The organism is Streptococcus merionis DSM 19192, assembly GCF_000380085.1.
Taxonomy (GTDB): Bacteria; Bacillota; Bacilli; order Lactobacillales; family Streptococcaceae; genus Streptococcus; species Streptococcus merionis.
In genome coordinates, this window is the sequence record NZ_KB904542.1 from 1 (window position 1) to 19,829 (window position 19,829).

Below are 19,829 nucleotides of genomic sequence, written 5' to 3' on the forward strand. Positions count from 1 at the left end.
TGAACAAATTGTTCCAACTTTTCCAGCGGTATTTTGAATGGTTTACGCTTACGGGGCTGACATTCTAAGCTATTCAACTCTCTGAGTTGTTTTTCCCAGAGATAGAGGGTATTGGGACTAATTCCAAATAACTTACTCGTTTCCTTTTTGGTATGTCCTTCCTGAACGTAAGCAATGACGCGTTTTCTAAAATCTAATTCGTATGTCATAAAATCAGTATATCATATACTATCTAAAATCTAAAGAAGTATAGCAGCTACGGCACTTTTGGCTGGATTGATGAGTGGGTGGCGCGTGGTATGCAAGAAAGCGCCGAAACCATGGCGGAGTTGATGGCAAAAAATAACCTTGGCTAGTAAGATAGAAAGCAAACACAAAAACAGCCCAACCAGGCTGTTTTCATTTGCATTCCTAATCTAAGTCCTCACCATTTGAGGCAATTACTTTCTTATACCAGTGGAAGGAAGCTTTTGGTGTACGTTCCATAGTGCCCTTGCCCTCATCGTCCATATCCACATAGATAAAACCGTAGCGTTTGCGCATTTCACCCGTACCAGCAGAGACGATGTCGATACAGCCCCAAGTGGTGTAGGCAATTAGGTCAACGCCGTTTGCAATAGCATCCGCCATCGCCTTGATATGGGCGCGATGGTAGTCAATACGGTAGTCGTCATGGATAGAGCCGTCTTCTTCAACAGTGTCAAAAGCACCAAGACCATTTTCTACAACCATGAGAGGAACTTCATAGCGGTCATAGATTTTTTCCAGATAGTACTGAAGGCCGGTCGGATCCTGTGCCCAACCCCAGTCAGAATAGGTCAAATACGGATTGCGTGCTCCGACAGAGAAGTTTCCAGAAACCTTGTCGTCCACCTCGTGGGTCGTAATCACTGTTGACATGTAGTAAGAGAAGGTATACATGTCAACCATGCCTTCTGCCAAGACTTCCAAGTCTCCTTCTTCCATCTGGATAGTGACATTGTGGGCATCCCAGAGGCGTTTAGCATACGAGCCATAGCGACCTTTGGCCTGTACATCTCCACAATAGAAGATATTTTGCTGCCAAGCATGCTCGTTGAGCAAGATGTCTGCTGGATCGCTAGAGCCTGGATAGAAAGTAATACCGCAAATCATATTACCAAACATGAAATCTGGATTGATGGCACGACCTAATTTAACAGCCTTAGCTGACGCGACAAACTGATGGTGCAACTGCTGATAGGCTGACTGATAAGCCTCATCTGGCTGTTCACCGAACATATCCAAGAACATGATCGTGTTGTTAATTTCGTTGAAGGTCAGCCAGTATTTAACCAAGTCCTTGTATTCTTTGAAAATCACTTCGCAGTAACGGACATAAAAATCGACTAATCTACGGTTGTTCCAGCCATCAAAGCGAGTTTCTAAGGACAGAGGTGTATCGAAATGCCAGATAGATACTAAGGGCTCAATACCATATTTGCGGCATTCTTCAAAGACGCTACGGTAGAAATCAAGACCAGCTTGATTTGGCTCTGCGTCATCTCCATTTGGAAAAATCCGTGCCCAAGAAATAGACAGACGAAAGACGGAGTAGCCCATCTCAGCAAAAAGTTTGATGTCCTCCTTATAACGATGGTAGAAATCAACCGCCTTGTGATTTGGATAATATTCTGTATCCAAAACAGCATACTCAGCTCCTTCTGGCAAATGGCCACCCATATGCCCCATGGAAGCGTACTTGCCAGGTTTACCGTCCTTATCAATATAGGTTGTAAAACGCGGGCTATTCTTGGTTCCGCCAGTTGTTACATCAGTCTGAACCAGACCGCGACCATCTTCATTGTAAGCTCCTTCTGCTTGGTTGGCAGCAATCGCACCACCCCAGAGGAAATGTTTAGGAAATGTTGACATGATGTTCTCCTTTATGTAAGATATACGACCCTTTAAAATCCCGCATGAAAACAAGAAAGCAATAAAGCTGAAATCTTTACAAATTTTCACTGAGAATTTAGGCCAAGTTCAATTGACACTTTGCTTACCAGACAGGGAATACCTGCCACTAAAGTATCTCTTTTCTGTCATTATACCATGATTTTTCCTGCTTTTCGCATGCTATTCTACGAATAACTGGTACTATAGCATGATGCCGATAAAATCTTCTGAAAACAAACTGTCCATAGAGAGATCAATTAAACCGTCAATTCAATCTGATTGCCTTCGGCGTCTAAAATGCAAGATTCGTAGTAGCCATCGCCAGTGACACGCGGTCCACTGATATGCTGGAAACCATCGGCCAGCAGGCGGTCCGTCAGCTGATCAACCGCTTCCTTGCTACCTAAGCTAAAGGCCAGATGGGCAAAGCCGACGCGGGTCAGCTCTTTTGGTAAATCCACCAAGTCTTCCCGCGTCATAATTTCAAGACGCGCACCAGAATCAAACGTCAGAAAATAGGATTGAAAACTCGTTTTCTGATTGTGGTATTTGTCTCCAGCTTGAGCTCCAAAATAGGTCTCAAAGAAGACTTTGGTCGCTTCTAAATCTCGCACGTAAAGCGCAGCGTGTTCAATTTTCATCAAAACTCCCTAGATTTACTTGACCTACTTATAAAGACTTGCACCATCGGTGGCAATGACTTCCTTATACCAATTGAAGGATTTTTTCTTATAGCGGGCCAGAGTGCCTGTCCCATCATCATTACGATCAACGTAGATAAAACCGTAGCGCTTGCTGAGCTGGGCTGTTGACGCAGATACCAAGTCAATACAGCCCCAAGTTGTGTAGCCCAGCAATTCGACACCGTCTTGCAACGCTTCGCCAACTTGCACCAAGTGCTTTTGCAGGTAGTCAATACGGTAATCATCTTCTACCGTTGGGCCATCTGGACCATCAACCAAGACATCCTTAGCACCTAGACCATTTTCCACGATAAAGAGTGGCAATTGGTAGCGATCGTAAAAATCATTCAAGACTAAACGCAGACCAACAGGGTCAATTTGCCAGCCCCACTCAGATGCTTCTAAGAATGGATTGGAAATGCCGCCTAGGATATTGCCCTTACCTGTTTCATAGGCTTCTGGGTTATGCGCCTGAGCGACAGACATATAGTACGAGAAGGAAATGAAGTCCACCGTATGCTCGGCCAAGAGCTCCGCATCTCCTTCAGCAAAATCAATTTCAATGTCATTTTCCTTAAAGAAACGCTTGATGTAGTTCGGATATTTCCCGCGTGCATGAATATCTGAGAAGAGATAGTTTTGGTTCTCAAAATCACGCACCGCTAATTGATCCAGTGGGTTAGCTGACATTGGGTAAGCTGGCATAGCAATCACCATACAGCCGACCATGAAGTCTGGATTGATTTCATGGGCGACTTTCGTTGCCAAAGCTGACGCTACTAACTCATGGTGAACCGCTTGGTAGAGATCCTGCTTAGACAATTCCTCAACAGGTGTTGCAATCCCACCAGACATGAATGGCGCATGAAGAACTGAGTTGACTTCATTGAAAGTCAACCAATACTTCACCTTGTCCTTGTAACGCGTAAAGACCGTACGGACATAGCGCTCGTAAAAACCTATCAAGTCACGACTAGCCCAGCCATTGTATTTACGAGTCAGATGAAGCGGTGTCTCATAGTGAGATAGCGTCACCAAAGGCTCAATACCGTACTTATCCAGCTCATCAAACACCTTATCGTAAAAAGCTAAACCAGCCTCATTTGGCTCCAGCTCATCTCCATTCGGGAAAATCCGCGACCACGCAATGGACAGTCGAAAAACCTTGAAGCCCATTTCTGCAAAAAGGGCGATATCTTCCTTGTAGCGGTGGTAAAAATCAATCCCTTCAAGCTTGAGATTGTCCTCAGTTGGCACTTCAGTGATTAAGGGATTACGATCTCCTGGTTTAGCAGGAATCCCGCCTTGCGGTGTCACATCCTGAACAGAAAGTCCTTTACCATCAATATTATATGCTCCTTCAAATTGGTTCGCAGCTGTCGCTCCTCCCCAGAGGAAGTCTTTTGGAAATGTATAAGTCATGTTTTTCTCCTTATTTTAAGATACAAAGCCCGTTAAGAAAAGCGTTGAAAAATGAAAAAATTGACAACGAGCCTGTAGGCTCTAGGAAATTTTTGAATTTTATCAAGCTTTTTAGGGCGTGTTCAGTTGATTAAGATATGAGGCCGTGAAAAAAATCCGATGAAAAATGAGAAAACAGACGACAAGTCCCAAGACTTGAGGAAGTTTTCAAATTTTATCGAGGATTTTAGGCCGAATTCAGTTATACAAGATATGAGGGCGTATAGAAATGCGTTGGAAAATAAGGGAGTGACCAATGAGTCCGAAGACTCAAGGGAACTCACGCATTTTACCGAGCATTTTAGCCCGTGTTCAGTTAGTTAAAAGTGAAGTGTAAAAATGATTAAACCTAAAACCTAGGCTTATACACTATCATTATGATTATACCCTAATCCCGTACCTTTTTCTTGGCCTATTCTCTTAAAAACTGATACTATTATAGTATACAGGATACAAAGCGTGTTTAGAAATCTATCGGAGAATAAGCAAAGCATTTTAGAATTGCTTGACTCCAAAGTCATTTGTAACTATTACCGAGGATTTTAGCAGGCGTTCAACTACTGAAATATCAAAAAGCGTTGAACCATCTCTTCCTAAAGAAAAATTTCTACCATCAAGCAAGGAGCTCTCATGGCCGTTCAAGAATTGATCCAAGACTATAAGCAAGCTGTTCAACACCAAAACAGACTCTTGCCTGTTACTATGAAACACACGGAGGTCAAAAACGGCATTCCCGATATCCTCTTTCATTGGCATCCCGAAATGGAGATTATACTCGTCCGCGAAGGAACGGCTAATTTTCATATCGATTATGACCGCTTTGAAAGCAAAGCAGAAGATATTATTCTCATCAGACCTAATGGCCTCCACTCGATTCACCCGATTGCTAACCAAGGGCATGTCACCGATAGTATCATGGTCCATTTGGACTTTCTAGGCGCCTCTCAGATGGATCAGGCCGGTATCCACCTTTTGCAACCTCTGCAAAATGCCTCTTCTAAGTTTGTCATGAGGATTCAGCCAGCTGATTCAGGTTATGAAGATCTGCGTGCTACGCTGGAAAATATCATCTCCCTTGAAAAGGACAAACCTGAATTCTACGAATTAGAACTCAAATCCTTACTCAGCCATTTTATTTACACCGCCTACAAGCACAATTATGTCCGTCAAAAAATGACAGATGATTTTTACCGGAAAAACGAAAAAATTCGAGCTATCATCGAGTTTATCCAGCGCAACTACACCCGACCCTTGACGATTGCTGAGCTGGCGGAGCAAGCTAATTACAGTGAGACCCATTTCATGACTTTTTTCAAGAGTCAAACTGGTACCTCTGCTATGGACTTCGTCATCCAACATCGCCTCCACATGGCCACACAAGAGCTCAAACATTCGGTGAAGCCTGTTTTAAGAATTGCAGAGGAAGTCGGGTTTAACAATCTCTCTAATTTTAACCGACAATTCCGCAAATATTATCAGCAAACACCAAGTCAATACCGCAAGGCTAAACGCCTCAAAGCAGCGAACAAGGAGTGAGGCAAACACAGCAGTGTCACCTGTTGAATAGTAAACAATGCAACAACTGTCTGAAAACGATTGACTTTAGTCATCAAATATGTTATATTACAGTCATACAGTTAACTGTTGCGGTGCAAAGTCTAACTTTGTAGCTTTTAATTGAATTCGGCCTAAAATGCTCGGTAAAATTCGAAAACTTCCTCAAGTCTTGTGACTTGTCGTCTGTTTCCTCATTTTTCATCGTATTTTTTCACGGCCTCATATCTTAACTAACTGAACACGGGCTAAAATGCTAAATTGGCCTCATCTGACTAGAACCGTAGACGTCTGGATTTTCTTTGATTTCATCTGTGAAAAACCTAGTCGTCATGGTCGGGGTGCGTCTACGTCATCAAAGATGACTGACTTACCGCCATTTTCCATCGCATTTTTTGACGCCCTTTGTATCTTATAACTAAGGAGATTTTATGGATAAGAAAAAAGGTATTGTAATCGGAATTGCAGGACTTGTTCTGCTAACATCACTCTTTAGCTCATCACCTAAGAAGAGTGAGATTGAAGAGAACACTAGTGCGACTACGATCAACCAACTTTTTGGCTTAAACACTGACCTACACGAAGAGGTGGTGGAAGAAGGCAGCACGCTCAGTCGAATTCTGGTCATTCCCGTTAAGGGAACTATCGGTACTGAAGATGGTCAATATTTCCACGATCGTATCTTAGCATCAATTGACAAAATCAAGAAAGATTCTTCCATCAAGGCAGTGCTACTCAGTATTGACTCTCCAGGTGGTGGAGTCTATGCGACACGCGAAGTCTATGACCGCATGAAAGAAATTCAGGCCGAAACCAAGATTCCTGTCTATGCGTCCATGGGTAGCGTTGCAACAAGCGGTGGCTACTACCTCTCCATGTTGGCCGAAAAAGTCTTTGCAGCTAATGAAACAACCACAGGATCTATCGGGGTTATCATGAGTTCTTATAATACCAAAGGCCTTTTTGAAAAACTCGGTGTCAAACAGGAAGTCTTCAAATCAGGAGCCATGAAAGATATTCTTTCTGCTTCTCGTGACATAACCGACGAAGAACGTCAAGTTCTCCAAACTTATATTGATGAATCTTACCAGCGTTTTGTTGATGTTGTCGTTGAAGGCCGTGGAATGTCTGAGGACGAGGTTCGCAAATTAGCAGATGGCCGTATTTACAGTGGAAGCCAAGCTAAAGCTGTTGGGCTTATTGACGAGATTGGCTATGAAAAAGACGCTCTCCAAGCCCTGCGTGATGATCATGATTTAGCCGATGCACAAGTCTTTACCTATACTTCTAACGATATGGGATTTGGTAAACTCTTTCCAAGTTTCCTAGGAAAGCTCGGTCTGAACTCAGATGACACACCTGCTTCGCAACTGAACCAAATGATTGACAAACTTGAATCACTTGATGACATGAAACTAGAGTACCGCATGCAAGGAGGTTTCTAATATGGAACAACTCCCTCTCAAAAAATGGCCTAAACAGGTCTTTGGCGGTTTCTGGATTCGATTTGGTGCTTTTCTAATAGATAGTCTGCTGGTTGGCGCGATTACCAAAATCCTGCTCAATTTGACGGTTCATCACTTTGTAGCACCTGCTGATGCTACAGGACATTGGTGGTATACCTTGATTAAGCTTCTCATTCTTCTGGCTTACTTTACTGGTACCATGGTCTACTTTAAAGGACAAACTGTCGGCAAGTACTTGCTTAATCTCAAAGTGATTAACTTTAAAACTGGGGAAGCCGACCTCAAAACCTTGCTTGTTCGTGAATTAGCAGGTCGAACCATTCTCCACTTCCTGCCAATCGTTGCGGTGACTTTGGTCTTTACTCGCCATCGTCAACATCTGATGGATATGCTATGCGACACCGTAGTCATCAACCTCAAACAAGTGGACTACTTCAATCAAGCAGCACAAGGCCATATCGTACTTCCAGAGACAGCACCAACAGATGCTCCAGAAGTTACCAACCCTATCTAATCAAGTGACTAAATAATGTCTTCAAAATTCTTCAGTATACCAATAGTTTTGAAGTATAAGATGAGGAAACACATGCACCCTAAAAACTAAAAATCGGGTTGAGATACAAAGTCTCAACCTCGATTTTTTACACTCTAGATATGCCAGCCAAACCCTCTTACTCCCAGTGCAGTCCCATCAAGTCATTCATCTCGGTATAAGCGGTGTCGATCCGTGCCTGAGTATTAGCATCCAGCTTGTCACGGTGTTTGCCACCTTGAATGAAATCTTCTAAGATGAGGGTCTGATAATTGTAAAGTTCGTAACCTTCTGGCGAATAACCGCCATTTGGAGTACGATTAACCCAGGTAGGATGGGCTTTTGCCGTCTTAATCGTCGTCTTATCTCCCTTTTTCTCAAAGGTTACATCCATCAAGACCCCACGTTCAGTCCACTGGTAATTCGTAACCCCCTCCATGGTTTCCATGCGTTGATTGGAGATAAAATTCCCCATAGAATAGATGATGAGCTTTTGCTCTCCGTCTTTTTCCACTGTCTCAGAAGGCTCTGCTACATGTGGATGACCGCCAAAAACGACATCCGCTCCCCACTCCACCATCTTGTGGTAGAGGTCGACCTGCTCCTGAGTCGGCTCCAAGCTGTATTCCACACCCATTTGGGGCATGACAATTGTCACATCCGCCGCAGTTTCTGCTGCTTCGAGTTCTTTTTTCATCTGAGCTTCGTCAAGATTAGATAGGTAGTTAGCCTGCTCTTCAGCTGACAAATTGCCCTCCATCCCATTAAAGCCATAAGCATAAGCTAAGATGGCTATTTTTATGCCGTTGACTTCTTTGATCAATAGCGGTGCAGAAGAGCGATTGCCTTCTGGGTAGACACCAACCGTATCAATCCCAACATCCGTAAAAGATCGGGCAGTCGAGACTAACCCCGACAGGTAAGAATCTAAAATATGATTGTGGGCTAAATCCATAACATCATAACCAGCAGCCTTGATAGCTGTTACAACCTCAGCTGGTGCATTAAAAAGCGGGTATCCAGCTAGAGGTAGCTCCGCAGAAATCGTCCCTTCAAAGTCACCGATGACCAAGTCTGCTTGATCAAACCAAGGTTTCACGTATTCAAAATTATTGGTAAAATCATAGCTACCGTCTGCTTGACGGGCAGACATGTAAATGATGTCATGGTAGAGAAGGTCGCCGTGAGCCATAACACGTGCGGTCTTTTTCTCATCAGTCTCTGTTACAGAAGTGGTCTTTTCAGTCTCAGAATGCCCTCTAAAACGAACACTGTCCTTCTGCCACTGATGAAACAAGAACGTAAAACCAACTAAAACAAAAGCGGTTAGTAAACCTAACAAAATGAGTTTAGACTCATTGCGTGACCTCTTTTGACGGCGTAAATCTGACATAGCAGTATCTCCTAATCTTTTCTTACATCTATTTTATCAGATTTACAAACAGTTTGCACCTAAATTTTGAAAACGCTGTAGATACTGTAAAATCTGTCATATCAAGAACGATACAGCCAAATATCAATAACAATCAGAAAACAAAAACCATGGCCTGTACACCTTTTACACTTGAAAGGACTGCCATTCGTTTTGATTTACTGAAACTTAAATATATTGGCGTGCCACTATACTCTCATCTCTTGGTCAAATTAAAACTGCATGAAATCAACGGTTATTCGCCGAAGTCTTCATGCAGTTTACTAGTTTTAGAGTGTTTGCTCAGCTCTATCTTTTACTTTGTTAGATAATTGAAGGTTGCATTATCCAACGGTTCGCTGAACCAGCGTCCATTGAGAACCTGTTCGTTGAGGACTTTCTTTTGCTCAGCTGTCAAGCTGTCATCAGCTTCCATCTTAGCAATAACGCCTTTGGCTGTTTCCTTATCTGTGGACATCTTAATCTTAGCTGACGACTTGTCAGCATCAAGCCTGAGAACCTCTTGCTTATCAGCTATCCATGCAGACCAGTCATCGCCTGGTTTGCCAGTTGCGATAAACGATTTTAAATAGCCTTTGAAAGCTGTAGCCAATGCTACTTGCCCATCGTTATAGAAATCCTCGCCAATCAAAGTAGCATAATTAGAGGGTGTCTGAAGTAGGGGTTCAAAAACGCCGTGGAAAGCAGATAGTCCTCGTGCAAGCGTCGGTGTCACATCAGCGTTTTCCCCATAAGCAATCTGACCGATATAAATTTCAGAAGTGTACTGACCATCTAGCATACGGGCACTTTCCACACCATTTGACAGACGGTAAAAGTCTCCACCGTAATTTCGAGCATAAAGAAACTCTGACATCTTACTTTCATTTTCAGCCAACTTGCCAGCCATGTAATCTTCCATAAAATAGGTGTCAAAGGCGGTAAAGAGCGAAAATTCGCTGGTACCAGTCACGAGGAGCAGGGGCACATCGTTAAAGGTCGCACCGTCAAAACCAGTTTTAGGCAAAACATGCCCATCCTTATAGAGATGCGGAAAGACAGACATGCGGATGCCAGCACTGCCCATGAGAGGGGCTAAGCGCTCTGCTTTAAGACCATGTAAATAGTCAGCGACTGCTGCATCGTCAGACAAGAGCCAGTTGATAGCTTCTTTCTCGTTAGCCTTGACCTTGTCTTCCACCACCAGTGAGGCAAAGGCTTTGGCAAAGATCTTCTGGCTCTCTTTTTCATCTGCCAAGGTCATTCCACCACTGAAAGAGATTGCCTTGGCATACTTATCCTTGAAAATCGGTGAAATCAAGGTTGCCATAACATCACGACCACCAGCAGAAAAACCGACCAGTGTCACATTATTCGCATCACCACCAAAAGATTTAATGTTAGCTTTAACCCAATCTAAGGCAGCTGCCAAGTCTAACAGAGTGTAGTTGCCAGAATTTTCCGCATCACTGCCCGTTTTCAGAGCAGGAAGCGGATTAAAGCCAAGAGCTCCTAAACGGTAATTAACCGATACATAGACCGCATTGAGGGCATTGACAAAGGTGTTTCCTTTGATTTCTTGAGCCGTTCCAGTTTGATTGTTGCCGCCGTGGACAAAGACCATGACAGGCAAGTCTGTCGCGTCTGTGTCAGGACGTATGACATCAAGGTTGAGGGCATTTTCAACTCCCTTGACCTCACCATTTGACAACTGAAGCGCTGACTCACCGTAGGTCGTCGCATCAAAAGTCTCTGACCACTGATCAATCGCTTTTGGTGCTGTCCAGCGCTCAGTGACCTGCGCATACGGAATTCCTAGCCATTCAATAGCTTTATTTTCGTTATCTTTTTGTCCCCTGACCTTACCAGCTTCAATAGTCTGAGTTACTTCCTGATTAAAGGTGGTTTTAGCTGGTTTTGTGCTTTCTTGCCCGCAGGCAACCAAGACTGATAGGCCGATAAGGCCTAGTAGATAGTGTAGTGCCTTCATATTCATCTCCTATTTGCTCTGAGCATTCATCCATTCAAAGATCGTGGCATGGCTGGCTTTAGAGGTACCACCATGATCAGCGTTACTTGGCGTGTAGACTGATGCCAGATCACTGGCGGATTTCACCTGCTCCACATCCTGCACACCTGTCACCTGATCGTTAAAGAAATATAACCATGACCAGTGCCCCAAATATTGATTCTCAGGGATGTCCTGACCCTGAACCGTTTCGTAATAGGATAACCAAGCATTTTTTGCCCCTGCTTGTACCAAAGCTTGATAAGTTGGCAAAACATACCGTTCTGGCAAAACAACTTGGTCATCAGCCGACATCACAAACCACAGTGGCAAATTTTTCAGCTTTTCAATCTTATCCTCTGTGATAAAGGTTTGACCAGTCGGAATGAAGCTAGAAGTTGTTCCATCACTGCTCTCTTCTTTGGCATAGGTACCGTCAGCATTACGCTGATAATCATAAAAAGAATAAGCCTCTGCAAGCGGATAAGCTGCAGCAAAGTAACCCGGATACTCTACAACCATGTTCATCGTCATGTAGCCACCATTTGAACAGCCACCGAGATAGATACGATTCCTGTCAATATCTGGATTGCTAGCCACATAAGCTTCGATGGTATCCATCAAGACTTCTGTATAGCGAGATTTACCAGCACCGCCACCATTGCTGCCGTCTCCTTCATCCATCCAGTAAGTTGGTGTCTGTACCGCTAGAACGTAAGCCCCTTTTTCAGATGTATCGCCCGTAGCTGTGTAATACTGTTGAATATTTTCACGTGTCAAAGCCGTCACCTCATTGCCCAAGAGGGTGATGTCAATATCAGTGCCACCCTCGCCTTGGCCATGGAGCCATATGATCAGTGGGCTTTTAGCATCTGATTTTCTCAGCTTTTCTGGCTCATAAGCCGCATATTGAAGAGCCAGCTCTTCAGTCGTTCCTGCCAATGGATTGGCATAAGTTCCTTTGTGCTCACCGCGCACATTGAAAGCAGCTGTGTCATTCATGACACGCTTTTTGATAGCATCTGTCTCAAAGTCAAGACTCTTATTACCGATAGCTAAGCCTTTGATTTGAACAGGGTATTCAGCCGCCCATTCATTCATCATGGTTTTCAGGTTAAAGAAGAACGGTGAAGTATTGTCCTTGCCACCAAAGGTATAGGTAACGTCTAGGTCTAGCTTGGCAAATTGGCTTGGACCATCAACTTTTTGGCCTTTTTCGTCTGATAAATAGGCATCTTTGACTGTGCGTTTAACACCCGCGGTCAAAACTGTCAGCCCATCAGGAGAGAGAGCAGAAACGTTCTCGGATAATTCCACAATAACCCCAGAAACGGATGGTCCCCACTCATAGCCCGACACTTCAATCTTAGCATCAGAGATAGTCGCTCCACTCGCTGTCTCTCTTTTTCCTCGGGTCGAACAGGCTACCAAAGCTAAAACTGCAGTTGCTATTAACAAATATTTCCATTTTACTTTCATCATAACCTCCACAGATTAGTAATCGCTTACATTTTATGTCATTCATAAAGGCACACTTATCAGCATGCCTTTATAGAATTGCTATTTGAGAATTTCCAGCAAGTCTTGACCAGCTGTTACAGCACCTGTTGCAGTTGCTGTGACACTAGCAAAGTCCGCTGTATTCGTAACGATGATCGGTGTTGTTACAGGAAAACCTGCTTCTTGGATCGTTGAAATATCAAAGGATACCAAAGGTTGTCCAAGAGTGACACGGTCACCTTGTTTCACATGAGCTGTGAAGCCTTTGCCGTCCAATTCAACCGTATCCATACCGATGTGAATCAAAAGCTCCGCACCGTTATCAAGTTGCAAACCAATAGCATGATTTGTTGGGAATAGAAGACTTACCGTCGCATTTGCTGGTGCAACCACTTCACCAACACTTGGCTCGATGGCAATACCTTGTCCCATAGCACCTGATGAGAAGACTGGGTCTTTCACATCTGCAAGGGCTACGACTTCACCTGTCAATGGGCTAGCCAAAACAGAAGAAGTCTCTGAAACGGTATCAGTCGCTTCCACAGCAGCTACAGAAGCTACCGCTTCAGCACTAGGCTTTTTTTCAGAAGCCTCCACTGGTGCACCGCCAAACAATGTCGGAACTGGAACAAGCATTTGGATCGCAAATGATGCCACAATAGCAACAACCGTGAAGCCAACCATAATCCACATAGGCATAAGTCCAGTGTCAGGACCAACATAACCTGGGTATTGGAAAATTCCAAGTGCACCGAAGGCATATCCCTTGACATCAAAGAAAGATAGACCAGCACCAACCAAAGCTGAAACAGCACATGAAATATAAAATGGTGTTTTCATCGGAAGAGTTACACCGTAGATTGCTGGTTCAGTCACACCAAAGATAGAAGAAATCAAAGCTGGAGCGGAAATTGACTTCACCTTTTGTTCCTTAGTCTTAAGCATAATCGCTGCCAAGACACCTGTCTGTGTGAAGTTTGGAAGAGATGCCGCAAGCAAAATATCTGTCCAACCATTTTGTGAGAATTGCAAGATTGCAAGTGGCACGAGTGCCCAGTGAAGACCGAACATAACCATCACTTGCCATAAACCACCGAGCAAAAGTCCATAAAGAAGAGGGCTAAAGTTCATGACAGCTGTAAAGGCAGCTGAAAGCATATCAGAAGCAATATTGGCCACCGGACCTACAACCAAGAAAGTCAGTGGAACAGTCAGAAGAATCGTAAAGAATGGAACTACAAAGAGTTTCACAACATCTGGAGTAATCTTGCGGAAATATCTCTCAATATGCGAAGCCACCCAAACAGCCAAGATAACTGGCATAACAGTTTGCAGGTAACTTCCTGATGCCGGAAGAGCAAACGGAATGCCCAAAACATTATCAAGACCAGCTTCCTTAAGGGCTGTAACTGTTCCAGGCAATGTTGGATAAACCAAAGCTGCACCAATCGCAAGGGCTGTAAACTCGTTCATGCGGAATTTACGAGCAGAAGTCAAGGCAATCAAAAGTGGCAAGAATTGGAAGAAACCATCACCTGCAGCTTCTAAGATAGCATATAGTGCACTGTTGGTTGAATTCCAGCCCAAAGTTGCAGCCAAGATAGCTACAATACCTTTAACAATCCCTGCAGCTGCTAATGGCCCAAGGAAAGGCTGGAAAATACCTGAAATAAGAGCAACAAACTTATCAAAAAGATTTCCCTGCGCTACATCACCTTCATCAATATCAAGGCTACCACCTCCAGCTAAGCCAGCAACTTGAGTCACTTCAGCATAAACTTCTGGTACGTGATTTCCAATAACAACTTGGTACTGACCACCGGCTTTTACAACAGTAACGACACCGTCATGATTTTTCAAGTATTCTGTGTCTGCAAGGTTTTCATCTTTCAATGTGAAACGCAAACGAGTGATACAATGTTTCAAGTCTTTAATGTTTTCTTTGCCCCCGACGTGAGCAACAATATCTTCTGCTAATTCAGTGTATTTAGCCATGAGATACTCCCCTTAAATATTTTTTTGATGGTGACTCCATAAAAACCAAAGAAACCCGACGTACATCGACCGTGTATCCCTTGAATTTTCAAAGAGTCTGAGTGATACTGGCTTCTTAGTGGTACCATGTCTAAGAAACAAAAGAAAAACCTAAATAAACGTCAAACAACACACCTTTTGAGAACCCTCAAAAAGCAGAGTATTATTTCACATTTACTTAGGTTTTGCCTGCATAACCAGTAACAATCCATGAACTTATTCTATCACATTTTAAAAATAATGCAAGCGGTTTTAAAAACTTTTTTAAAAAAATTGTGCAAAGATGGCATTACAATTGCAGTTCTGCCCTAGACACTGCAAGTTTTCAAACGATCATGTCCCTGCTAGCAATAATAAAAAATGGCAGTGCCAGACGCATTCCTTGTGATGAAAAAATCTAAGAGGCCAGAGCTCTTGCCCTGACCCCTCCTGCATATTTAATTTTTCTTATAAGCCGAATCGACGAACGATAACTTAACTATACTTCAAACCTTATCTTTCACCTAAGGTTTTTTCTAGATTAAACACTCTTTCATGGTAGCTTATCTACAATCTCACAATTATCTTTCGCTATTCTTCCTAGAATGACACGCTATGGTAGATGCTACACGCTATTGGCTATAACTTTTTTCTTGATTAATCTTGTTACCTCCATGACAGACCCTGTCGTCTGCTCCTTTTGGTAAAATGCTTGCGCATTCCTTTAACAAATCTAGATTTTTTCAACGTTGCGATAACCTGAGTTACTCCATAAGAAAACTTATTTTTTAAACTCTAGTTGTCGCCGTTTTTGTACCGACTCATATTCATCTTGAGCATTTGCATACCTCCAATAAATACGTTGTGCGAAAGAACCGTTAGAGTTATGGCAACCGTCGCCACCAAAGTCCTAGCTGTTCTCGAAAATTTTACATTTGCCTAGGCCAGAATAACCTCACTCGTGTACTTTGAATTGAGATATTCTTCTTTATGGTTTTATTATAGCGTAAACGTTTTCAAAAGTCAACGATTTTACATATTTTTTTAAAATTTTTTTGCAAATAACTAAAATGATTTTAGAAAAATATGTACCTTTAACTCAGTCTTCCCAAACAATTTGTGACTTGTTTGTTAAGATGTTTCTACTCGTGGTGTTTCCCTGAACCGTTTAAACGCTTAGCTGTGGTAAGTTCTATTACAAATCTTGATATTATAGAACGAGACGCTGAGGTTTTAAAGCAAGGCTTGTTGACGATACCAACTCCGTCTTATCCCTGCACAGGTCATTAGGTGCTTTAACGCCAATGAACTACTGCCGAGTGAGCCCTAATCCGCGATTGTATCAACTATTACAGCCCACTCAATTGTGCAAAGGCTAGGCTCAGCCGTATTGTAACGAAGCTATCACATCAACCATCTGCAAAATGAACCACCCTGCAGATTAATCGATATATTTCAACTTCCCGCGGAAATCTTCAATAGTTTGATAACCTTTCTCAGCCATGATGGCCTGCAACTCAGCCGTCACGCGCTCAAAAATGCCAACGCCTTCTTTCTGCAATTGGGTCCCAATTTGAACCATGCTGGCACCACAAAGAATGTGTTCAAAGGCATCGCGTCCAGTCAAGACACCACCAGTTCCGATAATCTGAATTTCAGGCTTAAGGCGCTGGTAAAAGGCATGAACATTAGCTAAGGCAGTTGGTTTGATATATTGACCACCGAGACCTCCAAAACCTTGCTTAGGCTTGATTGAGACAGTCTCCTCCTCAAGATATAGCCCATTTCCAATAGAATTGACACAATTGACAAAGGTCAACGGAAATTGATTAAAAACAGCCGCTGCCTGATCAAAATGCACGATGTCAAAGTACGGAGGCAACTTCACACCAAGCGGCTTTGTAAAATAAGAGAAGACTTCTGTCAAGAGATGCTCTGTCGTCTCAAAATCATAGGCAATCTGAGGTTTGCCAGGTACATTAGGACAGGATAAGTTAAGCTCAACAAGGCCATTATAGCTAGATGCCTGCACTTTCTTGAGAATCGTATGAGTCTCATCAGGAGACAGCCCCACCAAAGATAGGAAATACGTCTTTTCAGGCACAGTCTCTTGTAACTCTAGGAGATATTCCAAATAGTAATCCAACCCTTGGTTGGGAAGCCCCATGGAGTTGATAGAGCCAAGTGGTACCTCTTGATAACGCGGTTCAGGATTGCCTGCCCGTGCTTCTAAAGTTGCAGTCTTTGTGACAAAGGTCCCCGCTGCAGAATGCCTAACCGCTTCTAGTTCCTCACGGGTCATGCAGTAAACACCCGCTGCGTTCATCAACACATTATCAAAATGAAACGGTCCTATCTGTGATGCTGTTGAAACCATATTGCCTCCATCGTTGCTTTTATTTTTTAATAGTATAGCAAAATAAACTGCTTTTTATCTTAGAAACTCTATACATAGATAAAAACATTCGGATTTCGCAGTTTTCTGAAAATTTCAAACATTTATTGACAGATGCTCTTTCGTGTGATATAATTTACCATCAGATTAATTAAGGAGACACCATGACAACTGCTAAAGCATATATTGAACAAGCCTTTGCCACTGTAAAGGCACGCAACCCACACGAAACCGAATTTCTTCAAGCTGTTGAAGAGCTCTTTGACACTCTTGAACCTGTCATTGAAAAACATCCTGAGTATATTGAAGAGAATATTTTAGAGCGCATCGTTGAGCCTGAACGCGTCATCAGTTTTCGCGTGCCTTGGACCGATAAAAACGGCAAAGTGCAGGTCAATCGTGGCTATCGTGTTCAATTTAACTCAGCAGTTGGTCCGTATAAGGGCGGTCTTCGCTTTCACCCAACTGTAAACCAGTCCATTCTTAAATTCCTCGGATTTGAACAAATCTACAAAAACGTCTTGACTGGTCTACCAATCGGCGGTGGTAAAGGCGGGTCGGACTTTGATCCTAAAGGCAAGACGGACCGTGAAGTTATGAACTTCGTCCAAAGTTTTATGACCGAGCTGCACAAGCACATCGGCCCTTCACTTGACGTTCCTGCCGGTGACATCGGTGTTGGCGGACGTGAGATTGGTTATATGTTTGGTCAATACAAGCGTCTCCGCCAATTTGACGCTGGCGTCTTAACTGGTAAACCTCTCGCCTTTGGTGGCTCTCTGATCCGTCCAGAAGCAACAGGCTACGGTCTCGTCTACTTCACAGATGAAATGCTCAAGGCTAACGGTAAGTCCTTCAATAACCAGACTGTCTTGATTTCAGGTTCTGGGAATGTAGCTCAATTCGCTGTCCAAAAAGCACAGGAATTGGGCGCCAAGGTCATCTCTGTTTCCGATTCTAATGGTTACGTCATTGATGAGACAGGTATTGACTTTGACCTCCTTGTTGACATCAAAGAAAAACGCCGTGCTCGCTTGACTGAATACGCTGCTGAAAAATCAACCGCTCAATACTTTGAAGGCTCTGTTTGGAACTATGAGGGTGCTGCGGATATTGCCCTCCCATGCGCCACACAAAATGAAATTGACAGTGAAAAGGCCGAGCGTCTCATTAAAAATGGTGTTTACGCAGTTGCTGAGGGAGCTAATATGCCTTCTGACCTTTCTGCTATTACAATTTATCGAGATAACGGTATCCTTTATGGCCCAGCTAAGGCTGCCAATGCTGGCGGAGTTGCTGTATCCGCTCTTGAAATGAGCCAAAACAGCCAACGTTTGTCCTGGACCAGCGAAGAAGTTGACAATCGCCTCAAAGACATTATGGCGAATATCTTTGCAACAGCAAAAGAAACCGCTGAAACCTACGACCTAGGACGCGACTATCTAGCAGGTGCTAATATCGCAGCCTTTGAAAAAGTTGCTGACGCCATGATCATCCAAGGCGTGGTTTAAATCTTTATGAGATAAAAATCGGGACTGGCTCACGTTCAGTCCTTTATTTTTGATTGTAAAAAACAATTCACAATAGTTCGGATCAGTAAAACTACTGCTCTACTGATCAAAAATGACCACCAGATTTAACTAGAAAAACGGTGAGCGAAGCCCTTTCATGGACCTTTATCCTAACCATTAAGTATGCCCTCTAGTCCCTGTGCAGCCCTCTGGTTAGCATTTGTATCTGAGTTTTTGGTACATATCACAGACAGGAAATTACTTTCTCTCCGTGTCAACAATATCGCTTCTATTCTGTGAATACAGATTCAAAAAAGAGCTCGTAGCTCTTATTTCCAAGTATAGGGTTGGGCAACAAACTCGATTCCTGCTTCTTTCAGAGCTTCTTGGTAGCGGATATACACAGCTTGATAAGTAGCAGACTGCTGACCATTTTCCACAAAGAGATGAATGCGCAATACCATCTGACCAGTCACAGAGGGCTGTGGTCCTAAAATAGTTGGTGCTTGGGTGATAGCAGGGAAATCAGGCACCAATTCAGCATTTACTTTCTCCAAAATACTGTATACTTTTTCCAAATCAACATTTACTGGCAGCGGCAAATCCACTTGGACACGCATGTCGCCACGGGATTGGTTACTGACAACAAGGATATTGCGATTGGGAATAAAGTGCAGCGTTCCATCAGAATCTCGAACCTGAGTCGTTCGGATCCCCACACTATACACCTTACCCGACAACTTAATGGAGCCATTGGTCAAGGTGACAAAATCTCCGACATCTAACTGATGCTCCAACATGATAAAGAAGCCATTGACCAGATCAGATAAAAAGCCTTGCGCTCCAAGTCCTATAGCCACCCCAGCAATCCCAGCTCCTGCCAATAGGCTAGATACCGGCAGCCCAATAATACTCAAGACCCAATAAAAGAGAAAGAAATACAGGACATAATTAAGTGTGTTTTCAATCAGACGGGTCAAGGTCCGCTGACGATTGGCATCATTATTCGTCCATTTGACAGAGGGCTTGATGATTTTCTGAACAGTCACATGAAGGACTTTCTTCAAGATGTAAAAAACAAGCATCAATAAGATCAGGGAAATGATTTTAGAGAAGGCTTCCATCAATAAAGCGTCAAAATCAAATTGTGATAGGTATTTTTCAAAAAACGTTAGCATGGATTTCCTTTCTTCGCTGTCAACCATTATATCAAAAAAATAAAAAAGGCGATACTACGCATCTTATCCGACATCCCTCGACCTCTGGATAAGATTTTTTCTTTTTGCCCAAATAGAAGCTCAAAACACCGTTCACCATAATAACGATTCATAAAGGCAAAAATCGTCAGACTGAACGTTGAGACAATGTGCCCTAAGCTAGG

The 19,829-nt window shown here is 43.2% G+C and carries 14 protein-coding genes; 4 read left to right on the forward strand and 10 right to left on the reverse strand.

All coding sequences use genetic code 11. The features are described 5' to 3' along the window. The 4 genes from A3I5_RS0104155 to A3I5_RS0104170 form a co-directional block, all read right to left on the reverse strand. Positions 1-209 (reverse strand): helix-turn-helix domain-containing protein (locus A3I5_RS0104155; protein ID WP_018372921.1); only part of this gene is annotated, 209 nt, incomplete at its 3' end. Positions 210-411: 202 nt separating this feature from the next. Beyond that, positions 412-1,893 (reverse strand): family 1 glycosylhydrolase, encoded by a 1,482-nt coding sequence (locus A3I5_RS0104160; protein WP_018373365.1) that lies wholly within the window; start codon positions 1,891-1,893, stop codon positions 412-414. 278 nt (positions 1,894-2,171) lie between these two features. After that, positions 2,172-2,555, reverse strand: a complete 384-nt coding sequence (locus tag A3I5_RS0104165; RefSeq protein WP_018373366.1) for a VOC family protein — start codon at positions 2,553-2,555, stop codon at positions 2,172-2,174. A 24-nt stretch (positions 2,556-2,579) separates the two neighbouring features. Then, the gene (locus A3I5_RS0104170; protein WP_018373367.1) at positions 2,580-4,019 is read right to left on the reverse strand and encodes a glycoside hydrolase family 1 protein; all 1,440 of its coding nucleotides are present in this window, start codon (positions 4,017-4,019) and stop codon (positions 2,580-2,582) included. Between the two features lie 669 nt (positions 4,020-4,688). Between A3I5_RS0104170 and A3I5_RS0104175 the strand changes: the two genes are divergently transcribed. The 3 genes from A3I5_RS0104175 (at position 4,689) to A3I5_RS11605 (ending at position 7,592) form a co-directional block, all read left to right on the forward strand. After that, entirely contained in the window at positions 4,689-5,594 is a 906-nt protein-coding gene (locus A3I5_RS0104175; RefSeq protein WP_018373368.1) for an AraC family transcriptional regulator, read from the forward strand. Positions 5,595-6,043: 449 nt separating this feature from the next. Further along, positions 6,044-7,057: a signal peptide peptidase SppA gene (gene sppA, locus A3I5_RS0104180; protein ID WP_018373369.1), complete on the forward strand. Its 1,014-nt coding sequence runs from the start codon at positions 6,044-6,046 to the stop codon at positions 7,055-7,057. Between the two features lies 1 nt (position 7,058). Then, positions 7,059-7,592, forward strand: a complete 534-nt coding sequence (locus tag A3I5_RS11605) for an RDD family protein (protein WP_018373370.1) — start codon at positions 7,059-7,061, stop codon at positions 7,590-7,592. A 157-nt stretch (positions 7,593-7,749) separates the two neighbouring features. On the opposite strand, the gene A3I5_RS0104190 is transcribed toward A3I5_RS11605, so the two are convergent. The 5 genes from A3I5_RS0104190 to A3I5_RS0104210 all read right to left on the reverse strand — a co-directional run bounded on the left by A3I5_RS0104190 (position 7,750) and on the right by A3I5_RS0104210 (position 16,919). Continuing rightward, a complete protein-coding gene (locus tag A3I5_RS0104190) occupies positions 7,750-9,003 on the reverse strand; it encodes a CapA family protein (RefSeq protein WP_018373371.1) in 1,254 nt (417 codons plus the stop codon). 334 nt (positions 9,004-9,337) lie between these two features. Beyond that, positions 9,338-11,011, reverse strand: coding sequence for a carboxylesterase family protein (locus A3I5_RS0104195; RefSeq protein WP_018373372.1), 1,674 nt, complete (start codon positions 11,009-11,011; stop codon positions 9,338-9,340). 9 nt (positions 11,012-11,020) lie between these two features. After that, positions 11,021-12,508, reverse strand: coding sequence for a prolyl oligopeptidase family serine peptidase (locus A3I5_RS0104200; protein ID WP_018373373.1), 1,488 nt, complete (start codon positions 12,506-12,508; stop codon positions 11,021-11,023). An 81-nt stretch (positions 12,509-12,589) separates the two neighbouring features. Next, entirely contained in the window at positions 12,590-14,524 is a 1,935-nt protein-coding gene (locus A3I5_RS0104205) for a beta-glucoside-specific PTS transporter subunit IIABC (RefSeq protein WP_018373374.1), read from the reverse strand. Positions 14,525-15,983: 1,459 nt separating this feature from the next. Next, the gene (locus A3I5_RS0104210) at positions 15,984-16,919 is read right to left on the reverse strand and encodes a dihydroorotate oxidase (protein ID WP_018373375.1); all 936 of its coding nucleotides are present in this window, start codon (positions 16,917-16,919) and stop codon (positions 15,984-15,986) included. Between the two features lie 182 nt (positions 16,920-17,101). Here A3I5_RS0104210 and gdhA point away from each other — a divergent pair, with 182 nt between their 5' ends. Next, positions 17,102-18,448 carry an NADP-specific glutamate dehydrogenase gene (gdhA, locus tag A3I5_RS0104215; protein WP_018373376.1) on the forward strand — a complete coding sequence of 449 codons (1,347 nt, stop codon included), beginning with the start codon at positions 17,102-17,104 and terminating at the stop codon, positions 18,446-18,448. A 329-nt stretch (positions 18,449-18,777) separates the two neighbouring features. Here gdhA and A3I5_RS0104220 read toward each other — a convergent pair whose 3' ends face one another. Beyond that, on the reverse strand, positions 18,778-19,626 hold the full coding sequence (locus A3I5_RS0104220) for a mechanosensitive ion channel family protein (protein WP_018373377.1): 849 nt from the start codon (positions 19,624-19,626) through the stop codon (positions 18,778-18,780). Positions 19,627-19,829 lie beyond the last annotated feature (203 nt).